Raw genomic sequence first — 20,805 nt, forward strand, 5'->3', positions numbered from 1 at the left:
CTATAAGACATCGGCTTTTTTGTCTTTTGTTTATTCCTTTCTGCTGTACATCTTATTTGGTAAAAGTGTTTTGTTCGCTTTAACCTCTTATTTGGTTTATGTTTTCATGCAAGCAAAAAAATTAACATTGCCTGATTGGAGATAACATGGCTGGACACAGTAAATTTGCCAATATAAAACATCGTAAAGCTGCTCAAGATGCTAAACGCGGTAAAATTTTTACTAAGTTAATTCGTGAGATTACCGTAGCCGCTAAAGAAGGTGGCAGTGAACCAGAAAATAACCCACGCTTACGTGCTGCCATTGATAAAGCACTATCAAATAATATGACTCGAGATACCATTAACCGTGCAGTGACACGTGGTGCTGGTGGTGAAGGTGACGAAGGCGTAGAAACTGTTATCTATGAAGGCTATGGTCCTGCGGGTACGGCGGTAATGGTTGAGTGTTTAACTGAAAACCGAAACCGAACGGTATCGGGCGTACGTCATGCTTTCTCTAAAGCGGGTGGTAATCTTGGAACGGATGGTAGTGTAAGTTACCTTTTTGATAAAAAAGGCGTGATTTCTTATGCTGCAGGTTTAGATGAAGATGCCGTTATGGAAGTCGCGTTAGAATCTGGCGCTGACGATATTGAAACTAATGACGATGGCTCAATCGATGTTTACACTACGCCTGCCGATTTCGGTAGCGTGAAAGATTCATTAGATGCCGCAGGTTTTACAGCAGAAAATGCAGAAGTAACCTTAGTGCCATCAACGAAAGCTGAGTTAGATGCAACAACAGCACCTAAATTATTACGCTTAATTGATGCATTAGAAGATTTGGATGACATTCAAGAAGTCTACCATAACGGTGACATGTCAGATGAAGTAGCAGCTACGCTTGAATAATTGCTACTGATAGTAGTGAAAAATGTCGATAATTTTAGGTATAGACCCCGGCTCTCGTATCACGGGGTACGGGGTAATTCGTCAGGTTGGACGTAATTTAGAGTATTTAGGTAGCGGTTGTATTCGCACTTCAGAGCCAGGTATTCCTGGACGATTAAAGCAAATCTATGCAGGTGTTTCTGAAGTGATCACTCAATTTCAGCCAGATTTTTTTGCCATTGAAGAAGTGTTTATGGGTAAAAATGCCAGCTCTGCAATTAAATTAGGCCAGGCGCGAGGTAGTGCAATTGTTGCTGCGGTGAATGCAGATTTACCGGTAAGTGAATATGCTGCGCGATTGATCAAACAGGCGGTAGTCGGAAACGGTGGAGCAGATAAAGCGCAGGTACAACATATGGTTTGTTCCGTATTAAAGCTAGCTGGTAAGCCTCAAGCTGATGCTGCTGATGCTTTAGCTGTTGCGATTTGTCACGCGCATACCTATAAAACCTTAGTGGCTATGGCAGGGAAAGCGACGGGGGCACGAAAGGGGCGTTATCGTTAATAGGTTTACTATTATTAAAGATGAGACACTTGAGACATATACTCCGCAAGATATTTGTTATAAAAATGTTAACTAACTATAGTGGTCAGAGGTCTAACGGTAATAAGCAAGGAAGTGATTATGAACCCTGCCACTTTATGGCGCAGTATATTTATGCCGCGCCAACCTCAATGGACAACAGCACAACAACGCCAAGCCGATATCCTCTCCTTATTTACTTTTATCGCTTTTCTCGTTGGTATCTATAGTTTGATTAAATGGTCAAACCATGGTCATGATAATCTTGTTTTTACTTCTGTCATATTGATCGTATTAGAACTTTTTGCTATTTCGAGCCTGCGTTGGCTTCAGCAGCCTTTAATATCTTTAAATTTAGGCTTTATTGGTATGGCAATCCACGCGCTGAATATCATTTATCAAAGTGGTGGTGTAGTTGATTCAACACAGACTTATTGGGTGCCTTTGTTAGTTGTCTCTTTCTTCCTCTCGGCAACACGCCTAATGGCCATTCTTTGGAGTAGCTTGATCATTTGTGTTTCGGCTTATATGACATACCAACACATTCAGGGTGTTTCATTTCCACAGCTTTCTTTATCTCAGGCAGCACATCAAATTGAGGTTTGGTCTGGAACCGTGTTGCCATTGATTGTTATTTGTATTGCATTAGCTTTTACGGCAAAACAACGTGATATCGCCATTAATCGTGCCGAAAAAGCTAAGTTAAAAAGTGAATCAGAGGCCAATAAAGCAACTGAAGGTGAGTTACGTCTATCTGATGTATTACTTCAAGCGAATAATAATTCTGAACAGTTAAAGCAAGTGTCTTATAGCTTAGCTAATCAATCGTCGCAATTAGATAGCCAAGTCAATGAGCTAAATATTAATAGTGAATCACAAGCCAGCGCTGCAGAACAAATGAGCCATCAAGTACACCAAATGGTCCTCGGAATTGAGAGCTCAAGTCAGTTTGTTGAGGAATTACGTGAAAAAAGCGATGTGGTTCATGAATTAACTCAAAAAAGTTCGGCGCACTTAGAAGATTCAACGCAAGCGATCAGCCAAATTATTAATAGTCATGATGAGATTATGAAAGTGGCAGATTTAATCAGTTCTGTTGCTGAACAAACAAATTTGCTTGCGCTAAATGCTTCGATAGAAGCTGCTCGTGCTGGAGATCAGGGAAGGGGATTTGCGGTTGTCGCAGATCAAGTACGGGAGCTTTCGGCGAAAAGCAGTCAATCCGCAGTTGAGATCCGCCATTTATTGGATCGTAGTGAGCAGGAAGTACGGCACGGTCAAGATGTGATTAACGCCAGTACTGAACGGATGAATAATATAATTCAGCAAGTCACAACGATTTCGCAAGATGTACAAGGATTATCGGGTTTGATGGCTGCTCAATCAAGCGCATTAAAAGAGCTGGATGAAGCGAGCAGTGAAGTTGCTAATAGTGTGGTAAATACACAAAGTGTGGCTGCAATCGTTGCACAACATGGTACAGAATTAAATCAGCAAGTGGTTGCTGTTCGTCATTTAACACAACAACTTGATCAGGTTGTTTCTCACTCTTCGTAAATTCGATAAAGGACTGGATGTCTATCCAGTTCTTTACTATTCTAGTGCCAGTTTAAATTCACTATAGAGATGATGTTTTGATTGGTCGACTACGCGGAATTGTAATTGAAAAGCAGCCACCTGAAGTATTACTTGAAGTTGGTGGGATTGGTTATGAAGTGCAGATGCCAATGAGCTGTTTTTATGAGTTACCACAGATCGGCCAAGAAGCCATTATCTTTACTCACTTTGTGGTAAGAGAAGATGCGCAGCTACTGTATGGCTTTAATAAGAAAAGTGAACGTGAGTTATTCCGTGAAGTAATTAAAGCGAACGGTGTTGGGCCTAAATTAGGCTTAGCAATTCTATCTGCTATGACTGCAAGTCAATTTGTTCGCAGCGTTGAATTAGAAGATGTGACTACGCTTGTTAAAATTCCCGGTGTCGGTAAGAAAACAGCAGAACGTTTAGTTGTTGAAATGAAAGATCGCTTAAAAGGGTGGGGTGAAGGTGACTTATTTACGCCTGCACTTGATACTGCGGCATCAAACGCTCCGATCCAAGATCCATCGAATCAAGCTCGCGCTGAAGATGAAGCTGTGAGTGCATTGGTTGCGCTGGGTTATAAACCACAAATTGCCGCGAAAGTGGTTTCTCAAGTCACACAACCAGAGATGAGTAGTGAAGCGATCATTCGTGATGCACTACGCTCAATGGTATAACCCTGTAAGTTGGGTATAGGCATTAAAGTATGATTGAAGCTGATCGACTGGTTTCTGGTAATTTCGAAACAACCCGTGAAGACGATATAATTGATCGCGCAATACGACCTAAATTACTTGATGATTATCAAGGACAGGATCATGTTCGTGATCAAATGGAAATATTTATTAAAGCGGCAAAGATGCGTGATGAAGCCTTAGATCATTTATTGATCTTTGGCCCTCCGGGGTTAGGTAAAACAACGCTTGCAAATATAGTGGCAAATGAAATGGGGGTAAGTATTCGTACAACCTCTGGCCCTGTACTTGAAAAAGCCGGTGATTTGGCAGCGCTACTCACTAATCTTGAAGAAAACGATGTGTTATTTATTGATGAAATACATCGCTTAAGCCCTCAAGTTGAAGAAGTACTGTATCCTGCAATGGAAGATTACCAATTAGATATTATGATTGGTGAAGGCCCAGCCGCACGCTCAATTAAAATTGATTTGCCACCCTTTACTTTAATAGGTGCAACGACGCGAGCGGGTTCGTTAACTTCACCTCTACGTGATCGTTTTGGTATTACACAACGTCTTGAGTATTACAAAGTAGAAGATCTTAAAGACATTGTAGGCCGAAGTGCTAAATGTCTAGGGTTATCAATGGAAGAAGGCGGCGCGATGGAAATGGCCATGCGTGCTCGTGGTACGCCACGTATCGCTAATCGTTTATTACGGCGTGTGCGAGATTATGCTGAGGTTAAAGGTAACGGACATATTTGCCCTGATATCGCCAATAAAGCATTAGATATGCTCGATGTTGATAGCAGTGGTTTTGATTATATGGACCGTAAACTCCTATTAGCTATTATTGAGAAGTTTATGGGCGGCCCTGTTGGTTTAGATAACTTAGCAGCAGCTATTGGTGAAGAGAAAGATACAATTGAAGATGTACTTGAACCGTATTTGATTCAGCAAGGTTATTTACAACGGACACCAAGAGGACGAATTGCGACACATCGCGCATATCTCCATTTTGGTTTAGAACTCCCTGAAAATACGAAGTAAGATAAACGATTCGAAAAAATTAAGCGTGGCGATTAAAGCCACGCTTTTTTTGTTTAATAATTTTGTCTCATTGTAAATTAATTGTTATGTTAATTTGGTATTTATTTGTTGCCTTAGTAATTTAAATATCAATTAGACTGTTTATTCATAATTCAGATAGCATCTATATATTATTTTTATTATCAAAAATATGATTATAGTTTTCATTTTTATTAGGTGAAAACTAATGAAAAATATAAAACAAGAAAATATCACAAATTCGGAACGTTTTATTTGTATTGTATCGACGGTTTAATTTTATACATTAACGGGCTGATATTTAGTAAAAAATAAAAAATGTTATGTTTAACTTAGGTATTTATAGATTCGTAAGTTTAGATATTTGAGCGGCATTTACGAGACCTTAGAAGGCAGCGAATGATAGTCTAGAAGCTGGTTTGATGATCTTTCTAGATTATTCATAAATTTTAGAAAGTTATAGTATAGGTGAAGCAAAAAATTGATTCACTTTATTCAGCTGTCATGATTAAATAAGAACAGGAAAAAAAACAATATTTCAGAATGCGACCAATTATAATTCATTGTTTTCTCCTCCCAAATTCACTCTTCCTATCAAAATATTCCGTAAATTGATCTAAATCAAAAATATCTGCGTACTGGCTACCAAGCTCATTTTTTCTTGATATTTGTCAAAGCAAAACGCGTAATAAACTCTTTGAAGATTGCAATTAATATCTGTAATATTAGCGACGACTAAATTAGCTATAGAATTACGTTTATTTAAATTTATTTAAACAATATTGCAACACAACATGGACGCTTGTGATTATTAGCAAGTGATCAGGAAGGTCGGCAAGATTGCAATAAGTATTCTATGTAAAGCTAAACCCAATAATCGGTACATATGTAGTACTGTCACCAGTCAGCTGGTGAATAAAGGAGTTATCAATGTTAACTGATGTCGTCGAACTATCGCGGTTACAGTTCGCTCTAACAGCGATGTATCACTTTTTGTTCGTTCCACTAACTCTAGGTATGGCTTTTTTACTAGCCATCATGGAGTCCGTTTATGTAATGACCGGAAAGCAAATCTACAAGGACATGACTAAGTTCTGGGGTAAGCTTTTCGCGATTAACTTTGCTCTTGGTGTGGCTACCGGCCTATCTATGGAGTTCCAGTTTGGTACAAACTGGGCATACTACTCTCACTATGTTGGTGATATCTTCGGTGCGCCGTTGGCAATCGAAGCACTAATGGCATTCTTCTTAGAATCAACGTTAGTCGGCATGTTCTTCTTTGGTTGGGATCGTCTATCCAAGCGTCAGCACCTTACTGTCACTTGGCTAGTAGCTCTTGGCTCAAACTTCTCCGCACTATGGATTCTTATTGCTAACGGTTGGATGCAAAACCCAGTAGGCGCTGATTTCAATTTTGAAACAATGCGTATGGAAATGGTGAGCTTTGCAGACGTAATATTTAACCCAGTAGCACAGGTGAAGTTCGTTCACACTGTAGCATCAGGTTATGTATGTGGCTCAATGTTTATTCTAGGTGTTAGTGCATACTACATGTTGAAAGGCCGTGATATTGCGTTTGCTCGCCGTTCATTTGCAATCGCAGCAGCGTTCGGTATGGCATCTATCGTGTCTGTAATGATCCTTGGTGATGAGTCAGGTTACGAGCTAGGCGACGTTCAGAAAACAAAACTTGCAGCGATTGAAGCAGAGTGGCACACAGAGCCAGCACCTGCGGCATTTACTGCGTTTGGTTTCCCTAATCAAGAAACAATGGAAACCGATTACGCAATTAAGATCCCTTACCTAATGGGTATTATTGCAACGCGTTCTCTTGATACTCAAGTAACGGGTATCCGTGATCTTAAGAAAGAGCACGAAGTACGTATTCGTAACGGTATGGTTGCATACGGCCTACTAGAGAAATTACGTGCGGGTGATAAGACACCAGAAAACATTGCAGCTTTCGATGAAGTGAAAAAAGACCTAGGTTACGGTTTACTACTTAAGCCTTACACTGACAAAGTTGTTGATGCGACACCTGAACAAATTCAAAAAGCAGTAGATGACTCAATCCCTCAAGTATGGCCGCTATTCTTTAGCTTCCGTATCATGGTTGGTGCTGGTTTCTTAATGTTCGCCATTATTGGTGCTGCATTTATCCAGTCTTGTCGTCATAAGATCACGGGTAATAAACTAGTACTAAAAGCTGCGCTATTTGGTATTCCACTACCTTGGATTGCAATTGAAGCAGGTTGGTTTGTTGCAGAGTATGGTCGTCAACCATGGGCAGTAGGTGAAATTTTACCGGTTCATATGGCAGCTTCTAACTTGGCTCCATCTGATATTTGGTTCTCACTAGCAGCAATTTTAGCGCTTTACACAGCATTCCTAGTTGCTGAAGTTTACCTAATGGTTAAATTCGCTCGTCTTGGTCCAAGTAGCTTGAAAACAGGTCGCTACCATTTCGAACAAAATGACACAAAACAAGATGTGGTTTCACGTCAGGTTGAAGCGTAAGCAGGGAGAAACAAATAATGTTTGATTATGAAAGCTTGCGACTAATTTGGTGGTTATTAATCGGTGTATTATGCATCGGCTTTGCAATCACGGATGGTTTCGATATGGGTGTAGGTATCCTATCTCATATTATTGGTAAAACAGATAATGAACGTCGAGTAATGATCAACTCGATCGCGCCTCACTGGGATGGTAACCAAGTATGGTTAATCACAGCTGGTGGTGCATTGTTCGCAGCATGGCCACTCGTTTATGCAACAGCATTTTCAGGTTTCTATGTTGCAATGATCCTGACGCTAGCTGCACTTTGGCTTCGTCCTCTTGGCTTCGATTACCGTTCAAAGCTGACAGATCCAAAATGGCGTAGCCTTTGGGATAAAGCAATCTTCGTAGGTAGCTTTGTACCACCTGTGATCTTCGGTGTTGCATTCGGTAACCTAATGCAAGGTGTTCCATTTGAGCTAAACGAGTTCATGATCCCAACTTATAAGGGTTCATTCTTTGGTCTGCTAAATCCATTCGCATTATTGTGTGGTGTGGTTAGCTTACTGATGATCGTGACGCAAGGTGCGACATTCCTACAAATGAAAACAACAGATGCAATTCACGCACGTTCTCGTAACGTAGCTGTGATGTCTGCTGTAGCGATGGCTGTTGTATTTGTTATTGCAGGTTTTGTATCTCAAAGCATCAATGGTTACGTAATTACATCTGAAATCATTAAAAATGCACCTTCAGATCCAACAACGAAAGAAGTAATGCGTCAGACAGGTGCATTGTTCATTAACTATGCGAACTACCCAGCACTATGGATTGCACCAATCCTTGCTGTAGTGATGCCGTTACTGACAGCGCTTTGTTCACGAGCTAACCGTGCTGGTTTTGCTTTCTTATTCTCAAGCCTTACAGTTGTAGGTGTGATCTTAACGTTTGGTTTTGCAACATTCCCATTCATTATGCCTTCAAGCCTAGATCCAAACATTAGCTTGACGATTTGGGATGCAACATCCTCTGAGTTAACATTGAAGATCATGACCGTAGTTGCCTTTATTATGGTTCCAGTGATCTTGGCTTACACCTCATGGTGTTACTACAAAATGTTTGGTCGTCTAGATACTAAATATATCGAAGACAACAAAACTTCACTGTACTAAGGAGTAGACGAACAATGTGGTATTTTGCTTGGATTTTAGGTGTTCTACTGGCTTGTTCTTTTGGTATCGTCAACGCGTTATGGCTTGAAACGACCGAAAACATGGATAACGACAGTGAATAATATGGATCGTGCGATAAAAGCAATACATGCGCCATTGATGTTGTTGCCACTAAAATTATTAGCGATTGCAATGGCTGTGACTGTTGCAGGGTTAGTGATGTGGGAACCACACCAGTTTGCTGATGCAATTGGTGGCTTTGGTCCTGTGATTGCACCGTTGATGATTTGGGCAACATGTAGTGCCATGGTTTTTGGTATGAGTTTTGTGCCTCATCGCTGGTATTGGCAGTTACTTTTCTCGCCAATCATCGCACTTCCGATATTAATCTATGTTCTTAAATTGTACTTTTTTTAATAGAAGACGATTTGTAGAATAATCAAACGGCTTACTACTGTGGTAGTAAGCCGTTTTTTTATAAAAATTAGGTATGTACTGTATTCATTTAACTTGTTACGCATGGTATGTGAACAGAAATGTGATTTGATTGTCAGAATGGACACGTAAGCGTTAATTTTCTATAAAATAACGCCTTGAAAGCATCACTTAGTAACAAACTTACATTAAGTTGATGTACAGTAGCGGTAATATATTTTTGCATATATAGATGATAGCCACGGCTCAATGGTAACAAAATGACACAACTTAATGTTTTTAAGTGGCCAGTAACCATTTACTATGAAGATACTGATGTTGGCGGGGTGGTATACCATGCTAACTATTTGAAGTTTTTTGAGCGAGCACGAACAGAATACTTGAGAAAAATTGGGCTAAATCAGCAACAGTTATTTTCACAAAACATGAGTTTTGTTGTGCGCAGCCTAAATATTGATTTTCTTCGTGGTGCAAAACTTGATGATCAGTTAATGGTTCATACAGTGGTGCAAAATACACGGCGAGCTTCAATCGAGTTTAGCCAAGAGTTAGTAAACAATAACAACGAAGTGCTGTGTAAGGCATTGGTGAAAATTGCTTGTGTCGATCCGACAAAGATGAAGCCTATTGCACTTCCTGAACAATTAAAGCTGGAGATAAATTAAGTGAACTCAGAGTTGACGGTTTTAGACATTATTCTAAATTCAGGTGCGCTTGAAATTATGGTGATGCTTATTTTGTTAGGCATGTCGATTGCATCATGGACAATGATCATCAAGCGCTCTCAAGTATTGTCAGAGGCTAGCCGTAAAGCCACACAGTTTGAAGATCGTTTTTGGTCAGGTATTGATTTATCTCAGTTGTATAAAGAAGTACAAGCGCGCAAAGATGACCTAACGGGTTCTGAACAAATTTTCTATTCAGGTTTTAAAGAGTTTGCACGTCTACATCGCAGTAACGATAAAGTGCCAGAAGCAGTGATGGAAGGTACAAGTCGAGCAATGCGTGTATCACTGTCAAAAGAAGTTGATGAATTAGAGACAAATCTACCGTTTTTAGCAACAGTGGGTTCAATTAGTCCATATATCGGTCTATTTGGTACCGTACTGGGCATCATGACTGCATTTATTGCACTTGGTGCGATGAAACAGCCAACATTAGCAACCGTTGCACCAGGTATCGCAGGGGCATTGATTGCAACGGCGATGGGCCTGTTTGCTGCAATTCCTGCTGTAATGTTCTACAACCGTTTAACTAATAAAGTATCAAAGCTAGAACATACATACGCAACGTTTATGGAAGAGTTTTCAAGCATTTTACACCGCCAAGCATTTGCTGCTAATCAGGAGAAGTAAGCAATGGCTTATCAACCGAAAAAGCGAAAAATGACAGCGGAAATTAACGTTGTTCCCTATATCGACGTTATGTTGGTATTGCTTATTATCTTTATGGTAACAGCGCCGTTCGTTAGTCAAGGTGTGGATGTGGATCTACCACAAACCACAACAGCAGAAACGGTGGCAGAGATGAATAAAGATAGCGATATTCCACCAATTATTGTCGAAGTCGACAAAGATGGTTACCTTGGTGTCAGTATCGACAACGCTGACATGCAACGAGGCTTATCGCTTCAAGAAGTGCTTGCTCGAGTGAAAGCGCAAATGGCAGCGGAGCCTAAAACGTTAGTGATGGTAGGTGGTGATGGTCGTACACCTTATGCACATATTATCGAAACATTGGACGCCTTAAACCAAGCAGGTGTCGGCTCTGTTGGCTTAATGACTGAGCCACTGGAGCAATAAGGTTAAAGAATGAAAAATAACAATTACACAGGTTCCACCGTTATATCGTTATTTATTCATGCGCTGTTGATTGGATTATTGCTCTGGGGCGCTGATTTTACGAAGAAAAAATCAGACGTGGGCGGCAATACTATTCAAGCTGTGGTTGTCGATCCTGCAATGATTCATCAACAAGCGACGCAAATTAAAGAACAACGGGAAGCGGCTAAACGTGCTGAACAAGAGCGTAAAAAAAGGCTAGAAGAGCAGACGGAAGCGCTTGAAAAGCAGAGAAAAGATGAAGCTGAACGTGTTAGACAGTTAAAAGTTGACAAGCTAAAAGCTGAGAAAGAAGCACGAGAAGCAGAAAAACAACGTAAGTTAGTCGCAGAGCAACAAAAGCAAGCAGCTGAAGAAAAACGTAAAGCTGATGAAGCGGCAAAAGTAGCGAAAGCACAAGCAGCAAAAGCAGAAGCTGAGCGTAAAGCGAAACAAGAGGCAGCAGAAAAAGCGGAACAAGTTCGTCAACAAAAACTTGAAGAACAACGAAAAGCGGAAGAAGCAAGTCGACAAGCTGAACTTGAGCGTCAAAAGCAAGTAGCAGCAAAGAAAAAAGCACAAGAAGAAGCTGCTCAAGCGGAAGCGAAACGTAAAGAAGCTGAAGCTAAGCGTTTAGAAGCAGAGCGTAAAGCTGCAGAAGCTAAGAAAAAAGCAGAAGCAGAAGCTAAACGCAAAGCAGCTGAAGCGAAGAAACTTCAGCAGCAGAAAGAAGCAGCATTGAATGATATGTTTGCAGGTCTTGAAGCTGAAAGTGAGCAGCGCGGTGGTGCGAAAGGTCAGCATATTGCTAATGAAGTTGATCGTTATGGCGCAATATATAAACAGATGATTCAACAAAATTTATTGGTTGATCAAAGTTTTAAAGGCCAAGAGTGTATTTTGACTATGCGTTTGTCTGCTGATGGTTTAGTACTGGATGTTACTCAATCTGGTGGTGATGGTGCATTATGTCGTGCGGCAAAATCTGCGGTAGTAAAAGTTAGCCAATTTCCAATGCCTGATGATCCAGAAATTGCGAAAAAATTAAGAGATATCAAACTTACAGTCACGCCACAGTAAATGATTTGTGGTGCAACATAAAATAGGAGCGATGGATGAAACGTTGGATAATGGGCTTATGTTTAGCTCTATTAAGCGTTAGCCAATTTGCACATGCTGAACTTGAATTAGTGATCACTGATGGCGTGGATTCTGCACGCCCAATTGGTGTTGTTCCTTTCAAATGGGAAGGTGAAGGTAAACTACCCACTGATATTTCTGCAGTAATTGCATCAGATTTACAACGAAGTGGTAAGTTCAGCCCAGTGCCGACAAATAAATTGCCACAGTTACCTCACAATGAAAGCCAAATTGATTACTCTGCATGGAGTAAGATGGGCGTTGATGCGGTTGTAACAGGTACAATTGTTAAGAATCAAGATGGCAATTACACAGTTAATTATCAATTAGTAGACATTGTTAAAGGCAAACTAGCAGCAGGTACTGAAGGGGCAGCAAAAGGTGATTATTTACTATTGAATAATCAAGCGTCAGTGAAGCCTAACCGCATGCGTCAATATGCTCACCGTATTTCTGATTTAATTTACCAGAAGCTAACGGGTGAACGTGGTGCATTTTTAACTCGTATTGCATACGTTGATGATAATCGTTCATCGAAGTTTCCATATCAATTACGTGTTGCTGATTACGATGGTTACAACGAACGTGTGGTATTGAAGTCCAAACAACCGCTAATGTCTCCTGCATGGTCGCCAGATGGCAGCAAACTGGCGTATGTAAGCTTTGAAAGCGGTAAAGCACAGATTTTCGTGTTAGATATCTACACTGGTAAGCGTGAAGTAGTGGCGGATTACCCTCGCCATAATGGTTCACCACAGTTTTCACCTGATGGTACTAAATTAGCGATGGTACTTTCTAAAACAGGTAGTTTGCAGATCTACATAAAAGATCTGAAAACCAAGCAGTTGCGACAAATTACTCACGGCCGTGCTAATAACACGGAAGCAGTATGGGCACCTGATGGCCAGTCTCTTTACTTCACCTCTGATCGTGGCGGTCGTCCACAGGTTTACCATTTAGATTTAGCAACTGGCGATACGCAACGTGTAACATGGCAAGGTAGTCAGAACATGGGACCACAAATTACACCTGACGGTCGTTACCTTGTCGTCGTAAACCGTTCTGATAGCGGTTACAACATTGCGAAACAAGATCTTAAAACAGGTGCAATGCAAATTTTGACAAAAGCGCGTCTTGCTGAGTCACCAAGTATCGCTCCTAACGGAAGTATGATTATTTATAGCTCAGCGCAAAATAATGGTACTTACGAACTTTCTTTGGTATCCATTGATGGTCGTTTCCAAGCACGCTTACCATCAACAAGTAAACGTGTACGAGCACCATCTTGGGGCCCATTTTTATAATTTGAGTTAATTCTCATTTGCCTTTTGAGGCACAATTGAGTTTAAAAAGGAAATATAGATGCAACTGAACAAAATTTTAAAAAGTTTAGCGATTGCGCTACCAATGATGACATTGGCAGCATGTAGTTCAACAGATAGTGCAGACAGCTCTGCTGCGAACCAAAACGGTACTAATGGCGGTGGTACTTCGCCTGATCAAACAATTGTCACTCCTGTTGATCCATCAGGAAGTATGAGTGAAGAACAATTGCTTGAGCAGCAACTGCAACAATTACGTCAAGAACAAACCATTTTCTTTAAGTTTGATAACTCAGAGATTCAACCTGAGTATCAAGCAATTTTAGAAGCTCATGCTGCGTACTTGCGTGACCACCCAAGTATTAAAGTCATCGTTGAAGGTCACGCTGATGAGCGTGGTACGCCAGAATACAACATTGCGTTAGGTGAGCGTCGTGCCAATGCAGTAGCACAGTACCTGCAAGCATTAGGTGTGCCTGCATCTCAACTTTCAATTGTGAGCTACGGTGAAGAAAAACCATTAGTATTAGGTCACACTGATGCTGATTATGCGAAAAACCGTCGTGCGGTTTTAGTTTACTAACCTAATGTAGGTAAACCCAATATGAGCAGTAACAAAGTAATGCGAAAACTTGCATTAGTGTTGCTGATGAGCGCGGCGACCCAAGTGGTCGCCGCGCCTGTATCGGCAGCGAATTTAGATAGCTTAGAGCGTATGCTTGAAGCGCAAGGGCAGGTGCAGTTACAAATGCAGCGTCGCTTAGAGCAGATGTCATCAGATATTGATGAGCTTCGTGGTAACGTTGAACGTAATAGTTATGAAATTAAAAAAGTGGTAGATCGTCAACGTGACATCTATCGAGAAGTTGATAACTTGAGCCGCCAACCAGCGAAAGCCGAGCCTACGGACGCTAAAAAAGAAGCGACATCAAGTGAAGCTTTTTCAAGTAATACCGATGAAAATGCGGCCTATGAAAAAGCTGTTAATCTGATCTTAAAAGAAAAAGATTATAAAGGCGCAACAAAAGCCTTCCAAAGCTTCTTAACGACTTACCCAAATTCGGTCTATAAGCCGAATGCCAGCTATTGGTTGGGGCAATTATTCTTTGCTCAGAATCAGTTAGCAGATGCTGCAACGAACTTTAAAGTGGTTGCAGATACCAAAGACTCAAGTAAGCGCGCTGATGCGTTGTTGAAACTTGGTGTGATTTCAGAACGTGGTAATGATATTGCGACGGCAAAAAAATATTATCAAGAAGTGATAAAAGCATACCCGAATTCAACGTCTGCTAATCAAGCTAAAACAGCGCTTACGAAGTTAAAATAAACGCAGTTACGGTTTGATTTTAAAAGCCCACAGAGAAATAGTTATTTCTATTGTGGGCTTTTTTGTTACTGCGAAGTCGAAGCTGTGTTGGTTAAAGGTGAAATTTGAAAAATCCAGCGTATAATGTTCGGACACTAAAGGAATGCTAATGAGCAAGTGAAAAATGAGTATTACATTTGATCCATCAGAGATGGTATATCCGTTTCCACCAAAACCTGCCCGACTAACTGATACTGAAAAACAGCAATATATTCAGCAAATCAAACAATTGCTAAAGGATAAAGATGCAGTATTAGTGGCGCATTATTATACCGATCCTGAAATACAGGCATTGGCTGAAGAAACTGGCGGTTTTGTTGGTGATTCACTAGAAATGGCTCGTTTTGGTAATCAACACCCAGCCACCACCTTAATTATTTGTGGCGTACGCTTCATGGGTGAATCTGCCAAGATCCTTACACCAGAAAAGCATGTATTGATGCCAACCTTAGATGCTGAATGTTCGCTTGATTTAGGTTGTCCTATTGATGCATTTAGCGAGTTTTGCGATGCTCACCCCGATCATACAGTTGTTGTCTATGCCAATACGTCTGCTGCAGTAAAAGCGCGTGCTGATTGGGTTGTAACATCGAGTATTGCACTTGAAATTGTTGAGCATTTAGATAGCGAAGACAAGAAAATCATTTGGGGACCAGATCGTCACTTAGGTTCTTATATTCAGAAGAAAACCGGTGCAGAGATGCTGTTGTGGCAGGGTGAATGTATTGTTCACGACGAGTTTTCAGCTAAAGCCCTACGTGACATGAAGCACCTATATCCTGACGCTGCTATTCTTGTTCACCCTGAATCACCTGCGAGTGTTGTCGCATTAGCTGATGCTGTGGGTTCAACAAGCCAGCTTATTAAAGCCGCGAAAGAGCTACCAAATCAGAAGCTTATTGTAGCAACGGATAAAGGCATTTTCTTTAAGATGCAGCAAATGGTGCCAGAGAAAGAATTAGTAGAAGCTCCGACAGCGGGCGCTGGGGCAACATGTCGAAGCTGCGCACATTGTCCGTGGATGGCAATGAATGGTTTGAAAGCGATTTACACCGCATTAAATGATGGTGGTGAGCAGCATGAAATTTTTGTTGATGAATCGCTACGTGAAAAATCACTGATCCCGTTAAACCGAATGCTAGATTTTGCGGCTGAATTGCAGTTAAAAGTAAAAGGTAATGCTTAAGCTTTTTGTTGAATCAGCGGCAATTAATAACAAACGAGCATAAAAAAGAAGGCGAACAGAGATGTTCGCCTTCTTTGTTTTGGGGAATGTGTTTATTGTTACTCTTGAACTAACATTGCGCCACGTTGTGTTAAGCCACATAGCATTACAGGAATAGCATTAAAGATCTCTTCAAATTGCGCTAAGGCATCAGCATCTTGTTCTTTTAATGCTTCAAGTGCTGTTTCAGGATCAAACAGTAGGCTGAAAGAAAGCAATACGCCACCTAGTAGGGCATTATCTTCGCTTTCTGGTGGCATAATGGTTTCCCAATCATCACGAGCAAGTTGCCAACCTTGAAGCATACCTTCACAGAAGTTACTGGTCGCTTCGGTGACAATTTGGCTGTCGTCTAGCGCGCAGTCTTCAGGCCATTGCCAAGTGTTGTCAAAAAGAGTAGCACGTGCTTCGTTTAAAATATCGATGATTGCATTGGCATAATTTTCTAATTCTTCATGCGTACTAAAAGGAGAGGTTTCTTCTCCACCCCATAAAAAAGCTAACCATTCTGTTGGGGCAATAATATTAGGTGCTGCAGCCATCGCAGTGACAAAGCCACGTGTTTGTGCTTCGTTAAGCAATTGTTCGGCAAGCTGTTGATCTTGCAAAATGACGCTAAGTTTTGAAGACATATAAAGAGTCTCTATTTAATCATTGTTAGGAGATTCCTTGACCTATTTAACGATCAACGAAAGAGTAATCAAGTACTAGTTACTTATTGTAACAGTCTCGTTAAGTCAAAATAGAGACGTGATGAGATATTTTCGCGTAAGTATTAAAATTGTTTTAAAAGTAGGCACTTAATACGATGCTTTCAGTTTTATCTTGACCTAATACCTTTAGCGCAATATAGTAGCCGTCCGTTAAGAGGCAGTGCCAATTAACGCAATGTGGTGAGGTGTCCGAGTGGCTGAAGGAGCACGCCTGGAAAGTGTGTATACGGCAACGTATCGAGGGTTCGAATCCCTCCCTCACCGCCATCTCTTATCTTAAGAGATCACAATTTAGGAGAGATGGCTGAGTGGTTGAAAGCACCGGTCTTGAAAACCGGCATACGTTTATAGCGTATCTAGGGTTCAAATCCCTATCTCTCCGCCATATTAAAGAAAGCCGCTGATTTATCAGCGGCTTTTTTGTATTTCAAGTATATCTATCTAAAATATGAGTATTTTCTATCATACTCTAGAAGTAACTTTATTCGTAAATTTTCATCATCATATTAAGAGTTGTTATTAACCTTTAATTATAGGCTATATGCCAATTAATCTCTATTTTACTTAAATGTATATTATCGATTAAGTTTAAAATAAATAATGTAGTTTAAATTATAAGAATATATGGGATTATTTTAAAAATTTTTTTAAAATATGTTTATTATTAAGGGGGAATATAATTATTGAATTTCGATGGTAAAAATCATGCAAAAAATGGTCTTTTACATTGTACTCTTATTTTTATCTGTACAATCTTTTTCCCAGCCTGTTAAAAAAGTGCTTAATGGTTCTGACGTCGACCTATTTGATTCTTTTCTACTACCATGGAATGCCGCTCTTATAAGTAAAAATAACGATTCCATTGTTTGTGGTGCGGTTGTCATCGCGGAGCATTGGTTGCTGACTGTTGCCCATTGTAATAATAATTTAGGTAATGTAGCTATTGTTGGTACTCATAGTGTTGATGTGGACAATCTTGTTCTTTTACATGATAGATATAAGTTTAATATTGTCGATAAAATATCACATCCTGATTATAACCCGCTAACATTCCTAAATGATATCGCTTTATTAAGGGTAGACCGATCACTTTTTGAAGTTTCTCAAGCGATTAAGATCGCTACTGTTAATGAACAATATATTGTAGATGAGCAATTTAGAAATTCCTGGGCAACAAACATTGATTCATCATCAACGACAATTGCGTCAGGTTGGGGAGATACTGTTAGTAAAGGCTATCCATCAATCTTGCAGGTAGTCACCTTAGCTGGGGTTCCTGATGAGCAATGCATAGGCTTAACTGATAATCATGATTATATTGTATGTGCTGATTCAAATATTAACGGTCTCATTAAAGATGTTTGTAATGGCGACTCGGGTAATCCTCTTATTTGGCAGAATGAACAAACGATGTCAGATAGTGATAAGGGAGTAAGACTAATCGGACTGGCTAGTAATGGTGCGATATGTTTAAATCGAAATAACTTTCCTGAAAATCAATATAACCAGCTTACTGGTCAATATACTCAGGTTTCATCTTACAAGCTCTGGATAGAAGATTGTCTTAAAAAACATCATGGTTATGAGGATTTTACACTCAACGATAATAAATTAAAACCAATTATAGATATTGACCCATTTGTATCAATACCAGATTACCCTCAAGAAAGACCTTCACCGGAACCTGAACCTGAGAAAGAAATCGTAACGACGGATAGCAGCGGTGGTTTAGTTTCTTGGTATTTTATTTTGATTATTTTAGTAATTACTGGGATCGATAAGTTGAGATTACTTAAAAATTAATAACGAAAAATAAACACTTACGCAGCTTACGTTTATGTCTTACCAGGCAAGTTGCTCGTTTTTATTCTTAAAAATAATACGAATAGCAGAGAGACTAATTTTTTATATTTACTATAGTACTTATATGTTCATATAAACCTTAAATAAGTTAAACATATTGAGTTAGGTATAACTATGATAAAATATTGGTATGTTATTATTTTGGGAGGGCTTTTATTAAGTGGTTGCTCATCGCACTTATTCAGTTTATCTGATAACGATCCAACATCAAAATCATTTGTATGTTGTCGATCGTTTGAACATATAGATTGGAAAGTGATGAATGGTGAAGAAAAGAAACTTTACATTAATGAAAAATCAGATATTGGCTACTTTTCTGGTGAAAAAAGCTTATATAAAGCTTATAAATTAGCTGATGGTATTGAGGACATTATTTTCTCTATCGAAAGTAAAATTACAAGTAATAATGTATTTTCACCTAATGTTATGATCTTCGATGATAAATTTTCACTTTTTAAATCAGTAAATTTTTTTGATTTTGAAAATAATGAAAAAGAAAAAAGCTATAGTATAAAAAATATAAGGTTAAGTAGAAAAGCACCTTATATGATTATATTTACACCTCAAAGTCATGAAGGCACTAAGATTATATTTGACACTCCAAGTGGACAAGAGCTTGTAGATTTGTATACCAAGGGGAGTTTATCTTTTGATGATGTGTCTATAACAAAAAGAATAACAGAAATGGTAGATGTTGAGCTAATACCATTAAATATCAAGAAAAATGTAGTACCAGTACCAGTACCAGTACCAGTACCAGTACCAGTACCAGTAGCTTCACCTGTAGTTGCTACAGCTCCTTTAGCTATACCTTTGAAAAAAGTGCCTTCAACACCTTTAAAAGAAAATATAAATATTATTGATGCTTCTCCAACTTATAAAGAATCTCAAGAGATAATAAAGAAAGTAGAATATCCATCTAAATTTCAAGTGGTTGATAACAATAAAAATTCATGGTCAAATAATTCAACTTATGAGTTACCTCCTAAAGTAGTTGAGCAAGCAGTTTCAATGAAAGGCGAACGTATGCTTGCTGAAACGGAGAGAATTTATAATCAATTAATAACTCAGTCTTTAAATAAGGGGGATTTTGCTAAAGCACTAAAATTATTATTAGAGGCGAACCGTATAGGGTCACCAACAGCCGAAGCCGTTTTTTTAGAGCATGTTGAAAAGAAGTTTGAAGGTAAAAAAAATTCTAACTCCTTATTTTAAAGTGTTAAATCCACTATATATCCGAGTAAAAGTGGTAAACCAACACGCAGCAGCAAAGATATAGGCAATCATTGAAAAGTGTTGTGGTAATAAACAAAATAAAATAAAACAGCCAATGGTTTCTGTTCCCTCTGTCAATCCACTCATGTAATACAATGATTTATTACGATATACGGGGTTTTCAATACCTCTCTTACTGGCCATAACAGCAAAAGCAAGAAAACTGCTGCCCGTTCCAATAAAGGCATAGATTAAAAATGCGCCAGCAATGGCATTTTGCTCTGGATTGGCGAGTACAAAGCCGAAAGGTATTAAGGAATAGAATAAAAAATCTAAACTAATATCAAGAAAGCCCCCCGCATCGGTAATACCTTGAATACGTGCAAGCGCCCCGTCAACACCATCACAAATACGATTGAGCAAGATAAAAAACAGGGCAATGAAATAGTGCTCTGTAATTAAAGCTGGAAACGCTAAGCAACCGATAAGAAAACCTGTAAAGGTGACTTGATTTGCAGTAATACCATAGGGATGTAGACGGGCTGCAATAATATTCAGCGGCGCTTTAATAAGCTTAATACTTATATTATCGAGCATAATGACTCTCCGTTTGCCAATTGATTACACGGCTATTGCTTGGGATGTCTTGTTTATCATGGGTCACCATTAAAGTGGGTATTTGTGCTTGCTGAATTTGGTTAAAAACCCAATCTCTAAATTGTGCACGGCGGTCACTGTCTAATTTACTGAATGGCTCATCCAATAAGATTAATTGAGGCTGGGCTAATAACAGTCGAGTAAGGCTAATTCGCGCACGTTGCCCGCCTGAGATTTGATAAGGGTAAGCATTTGCTAACGCTGATAGCTGCAACTCTTCAAGGGCATTAAGAGCCAGCTTCTGGCGATCTTTACCTTTAATGCGATTGGGTAGTGCAAACGCAAGGTTTTCCCAGACTAATTGATGAGGAAAGAGCAAATCATCTTGAAATAGTATGCCTATCTGACGTAAGTGAGCAGGAACTTCGGTGATATCGTTATTATTTAATATAAGGTTACCTTGTGCCTGAAATGCATCACTTAAATGGCCTGCAATGTAATTTAATAAGGTGGATTTTCCACAGCCACTCGCTCCCATTAAGGTCACGATTTCTCCTTTTGCGATTTGTAAGCAAAAAGAAGACAGTAAAACACCACTATTAGGCATTGATATTGTGACGTTGTTGATATGTAGACTCATGATTAGTTGACTCTATTT

The 20,805-nt window shown here is 39.5% G+C and carries 22 protein-coding genes and 2 tRNA genes; 21 read left to right on the forward strand and 3 right to left on the reverse strand.

Translation table 11 applies throughout. The annotated features are described in order from the left end of the window. Nucleotides 1-146 precede the first annotated feature (146 nt). The 17 genes from CTN01_RS01915 (at nucleotide 147) to nadA (ending at nucleotide 15,720) form a co-directional block, all read left to right on the forward strand. Nucleotides 147-893, forward strand: coding sequence for a YebC/PmpR family DNA-binding transcriptional regulator (locus tag CTN01_RS01915; RefSeq protein WP_045148173.1), 747 nt, complete (start codon nucleotides 147-149; stop codon nucleotides 891-893). A gap of 22 nt (nucleotides 894-915) precedes the next feature. Then, nucleotides 916-1,437 carry a crossover junction endodeoxyribonuclease RuvC gene (ruvC, locus tag CTN01_RS01920; RefSeq protein WP_005370662.1) on the forward strand — a complete coding sequence of 174 codons (522 nt, stop codon included), beginning with the start codon at nucleotides 916-918 and terminating at the stop codon, nucleotides 1,435-1,437. A gap of 120 nt (nucleotides 1,438-1,557) precedes the next feature. Continuing rightward, on the forward strand, nucleotides 1,558-3,012 hold the full coding sequence (locus CTN01_RS01925; RefSeq protein WP_045148174.1) for a methyl-accepting chemotaxis protein: 1,455 nt from the start codon (nucleotides 1,558-1,560) through the stop codon (nucleotides 3,010-3,012). A gap of 77 nt (nucleotides 3,013-3,089) precedes the next feature. Then, complete coding sequence (ruvA, locus tag CTN01_RS01930) at nucleotides 3,090-3,713, forward strand: Holliday junction branch migration protein RuvA (protein ID WP_005370666.1); 624 nt, start codon at nucleotides 3,090-3,092, stop codon at nucleotides 3,711-3,713. A 29-nt stretch (nucleotides 3,714-3,742) separates the two neighbouring features. Continuing rightward, the gene (ruvB, locus tag CTN01_RS01935) at nucleotides 3,743-4,762 is read left to right on the forward strand and encodes a Holliday junction branch migration DNA helicase RuvB (protein ID WP_045082670.1); all 1,020 of its coding nucleotides are present in this window, start codon (nucleotides 3,743-3,745) and stop codon (nucleotides 4,760-4,762) included. Nucleotides 4,763-5,710: 948 nt separating this feature from the next. Then, nucleotides 5,711-7,297, forward strand: coding sequence for a cytochrome ubiquinol oxidase subunit I (cydA, locus tag CTN01_RS01940; RefSeq protein ID WP_045082669.1), 1,587 nt, complete (start codon nucleotides 5,711-5,713; stop codon nucleotides 7,295-7,297). 17 nt (nucleotides 7,298-7,314) lie between these two features. Beyond that, nucleotides 7,315-8,451 carry a cytochrome d ubiquinol oxidase subunit II gene (gene cydB / locus CTN01_RS01945; protein ID WP_045129501.1) on the forward strand — a complete coding sequence of 379 codons (1,137 nt, stop codon included), beginning with the start codon at nucleotides 7,315-7,317 and terminating at the stop codon, nucleotides 8,449-8,451. 14 nt (nucleotides 8,452-8,465) lie between these two features. Next, complete coding sequence (cydX, locus tag CTN01_RS01950; protein ID WP_005370675.1) at nucleotides 8,466-8,573, forward strand: cytochrome bd-I oxidase subunit CydX; 108 nt, start codon at nucleotides 8,466-8,468, stop codon at nucleotides 8,571-8,573. A gap of 1 nt (nucleotide 8,574) precedes the next feature. Beyond that, nucleotides 8,575-8,868: a cyd operon protein YbgE gene (gene ybgE / locus CTN01_RS01955; protein ID WP_052956164.1), complete on the forward strand. Its 294-nt coding sequence runs from the start codon at nucleotides 8,575-8,577 to the stop codon at nucleotides 8,866-8,868. Between the two features lie 278 nt (nucleotides 8,869-9,146). After that, entirely contained in the window at nucleotides 9,147-9,551 is a 405-nt protein-coding gene (gene ybgC, locus CTN01_RS01960; protein WP_005370679.1) for a tol-pal system-associated acyl-CoA thioesterase, read from the forward strand. Next, a complete protein-coding gene (gene tolQ, locus CTN01_RS01965) occupies nucleotides 9,552-10,241 on the forward strand; it encodes a protein TolQ (protein WP_005370681.1) in 690 nt (229 codons plus the stop codon). Between the two features lie 3 nt (nucleotides 10,242-10,244). Next, nucleotides 10,245-10,688, forward strand: coding sequence for a protein TolR (tolR, locus tag CTN01_RS01970; RefSeq protein ID WP_045127231.1), 444 nt, complete (start codon nucleotides 10,245-10,247; stop codon nucleotides 10,686-10,688). A 9-nt stretch (nucleotides 10,689-10,697) separates the two neighbouring features. Beyond that, nucleotides 10,698-11,786: a cell envelope integrity protein TolA gene (gene tolA / locus CTN01_RS01975; RefSeq protein ID WP_045148177.1), complete on the forward strand. Its 1,089-nt coding sequence runs from the start codon at nucleotides 10,698-10,700 to the stop codon at nucleotides 11,784-11,786. A 35-nt stretch (nucleotides 11,787-11,821) separates the two neighbouring features. After that, entirely contained in the window at nucleotides 11,822-13,150 is a 1,329-nt protein-coding gene (gene tolB / locus CTN01_RS01980) for a Tol-Pal system beta propeller repeat protein TolB (protein ID WP_045148179.1), read from the forward strand. 58 nt (nucleotides 13,151-13,208) lie between these two features. Then, nucleotides 13,209-13,751, forward strand: a complete 543-nt coding sequence (gene pal, locus CTN01_RS01985) for a peptidoglycan-associated lipoprotein Pal (protein WP_005370689.1) — start codon at nucleotides 13,209-13,211, stop codon at nucleotides 13,749-13,751. Between the two features lie 21 nt (nucleotides 13,752-13,772). Next, nucleotides 13,773-14,495: a tol-pal system protein YbgF gene (gene ybgF, locus CTN01_RS01990; RefSeq protein WP_045148180.1), complete on the forward strand. Its 723-nt coding sequence runs from the start codon at nucleotides 13,773-13,775 to the stop codon at nucleotides 14,493-14,495. Nucleotides 14,496-14,658: 163 nt separating this feature from the next. After that, nucleotides 14,659-15,720 (forward strand): quinolinate synthase NadA, encoded by a 1,062-nt coding sequence (gene nadA / locus CTN01_RS01995; RefSeq protein ID WP_045082665.1) that lies wholly within the window; start codon nucleotides 14,659-14,661, stop codon nucleotides 15,718-15,720. A 98-nt stretch (nucleotides 15,721-15,818) separates the two neighbouring features. Here the strand turns inward: nadA and CTN01_RS02000 are convergent, their stop codons facing one another. Then, entirely contained in the window at nucleotides 15,819-16,391 is a 573-nt protein-coding gene (locus CTN01_RS02000; protein WP_045148181.1) for a UPF0149 family protein, read from the reverse strand. 260 nt (nucleotides 16,392-16,651) lie between these two features. Here CTN01_RS02000 and CTN01_RS02005 point away from each other — a divergent pair. The 4 genes from CTN01_RS02005 to CTN01_RS02020 all read left to right on the forward strand — a co-directional run bounded on the left by CTN01_RS02005 (nucleotide 16,652) and on the right by CTN01_RS02020 (nucleotide 19,550). Next, nucleotides 16,652-16,739 (forward strand) — tRNA-Ser (locus tag CTN01_RS02005). Between the two features lie 27 nt (nucleotides 16,740-16,766). After that, nucleotides 16,767-16,857, forward strand: a tRNA-Ser gene (locus tag CTN01_RS02010). Nucleotides 16,858-17,177: 320 nt separating this feature from the next. Then, complete coding sequence (locus CTN01_RS02015; RefSeq protein ID WP_045148183.1) at nucleotides 17,178-18,275, forward strand: S1 family peptidase; 1,098 nt, start codon at nucleotides 17,178-17,180, stop codon at nucleotides 18,273-18,275. Nucleotides 18,276-18,449: 174 nt separating this feature from the next. After that, nucleotides 18,450-19,550: a MalM family protein gene (locus tag CTN01_RS02020; RefSeq protein WP_107342077.1), complete on the forward strand. Its 1,101-nt coding sequence runs from the start codon at nucleotides 18,450-18,452 to the stop codon at nucleotides 19,548-19,550. Here CTN01_RS02020 and CTN01_RS02025 read toward each other — a convergent pair. Together CTN01_RS02025 and CTN01_RS02030 are read right to left on the reverse strand one after the other, a co-directional pair. Then, complete coding sequence (locus CTN01_RS02025; protein ID WP_107188411.1) at nucleotides 19,542-20,147, reverse strand: CDP-alcohol phosphatidyltransferase family protein; 606 nt, start codon at nucleotides 20,145-20,147, stop codon at nucleotides 19,542-19,544. The genes CTN01_RS02020 and CTN01_RS02025 overlap by 9 nt on opposite strands. Further along, nucleotides 20,137-20,787, reverse strand: coding sequence for an ATP-binding cassette domain-containing protein (locus CTN01_RS02030; protein ID WP_045148186.1), 651 nt, complete (start codon nucleotides 20,785-20,787; stop codon nucleotides 20,137-20,139). Before CTN01_RS02030 ends, CTN01_RS02025 begins: the two co-directional genes overlap by 11 nt. Nucleotides 20,788-20,805: the final 18 nt, after the last annotated feature.

It is taken from the genome of Photobacterium angustum (assembly GCF_003026365.1).
In the GTDB taxonomy this organism is placed as follows: domain Bacteria; phylum Pseudomonadota; class Gammaproteobacteria; order Enterobacterales; family Vibrionaceae; genus Photobacterium; species Photobacterium angustum.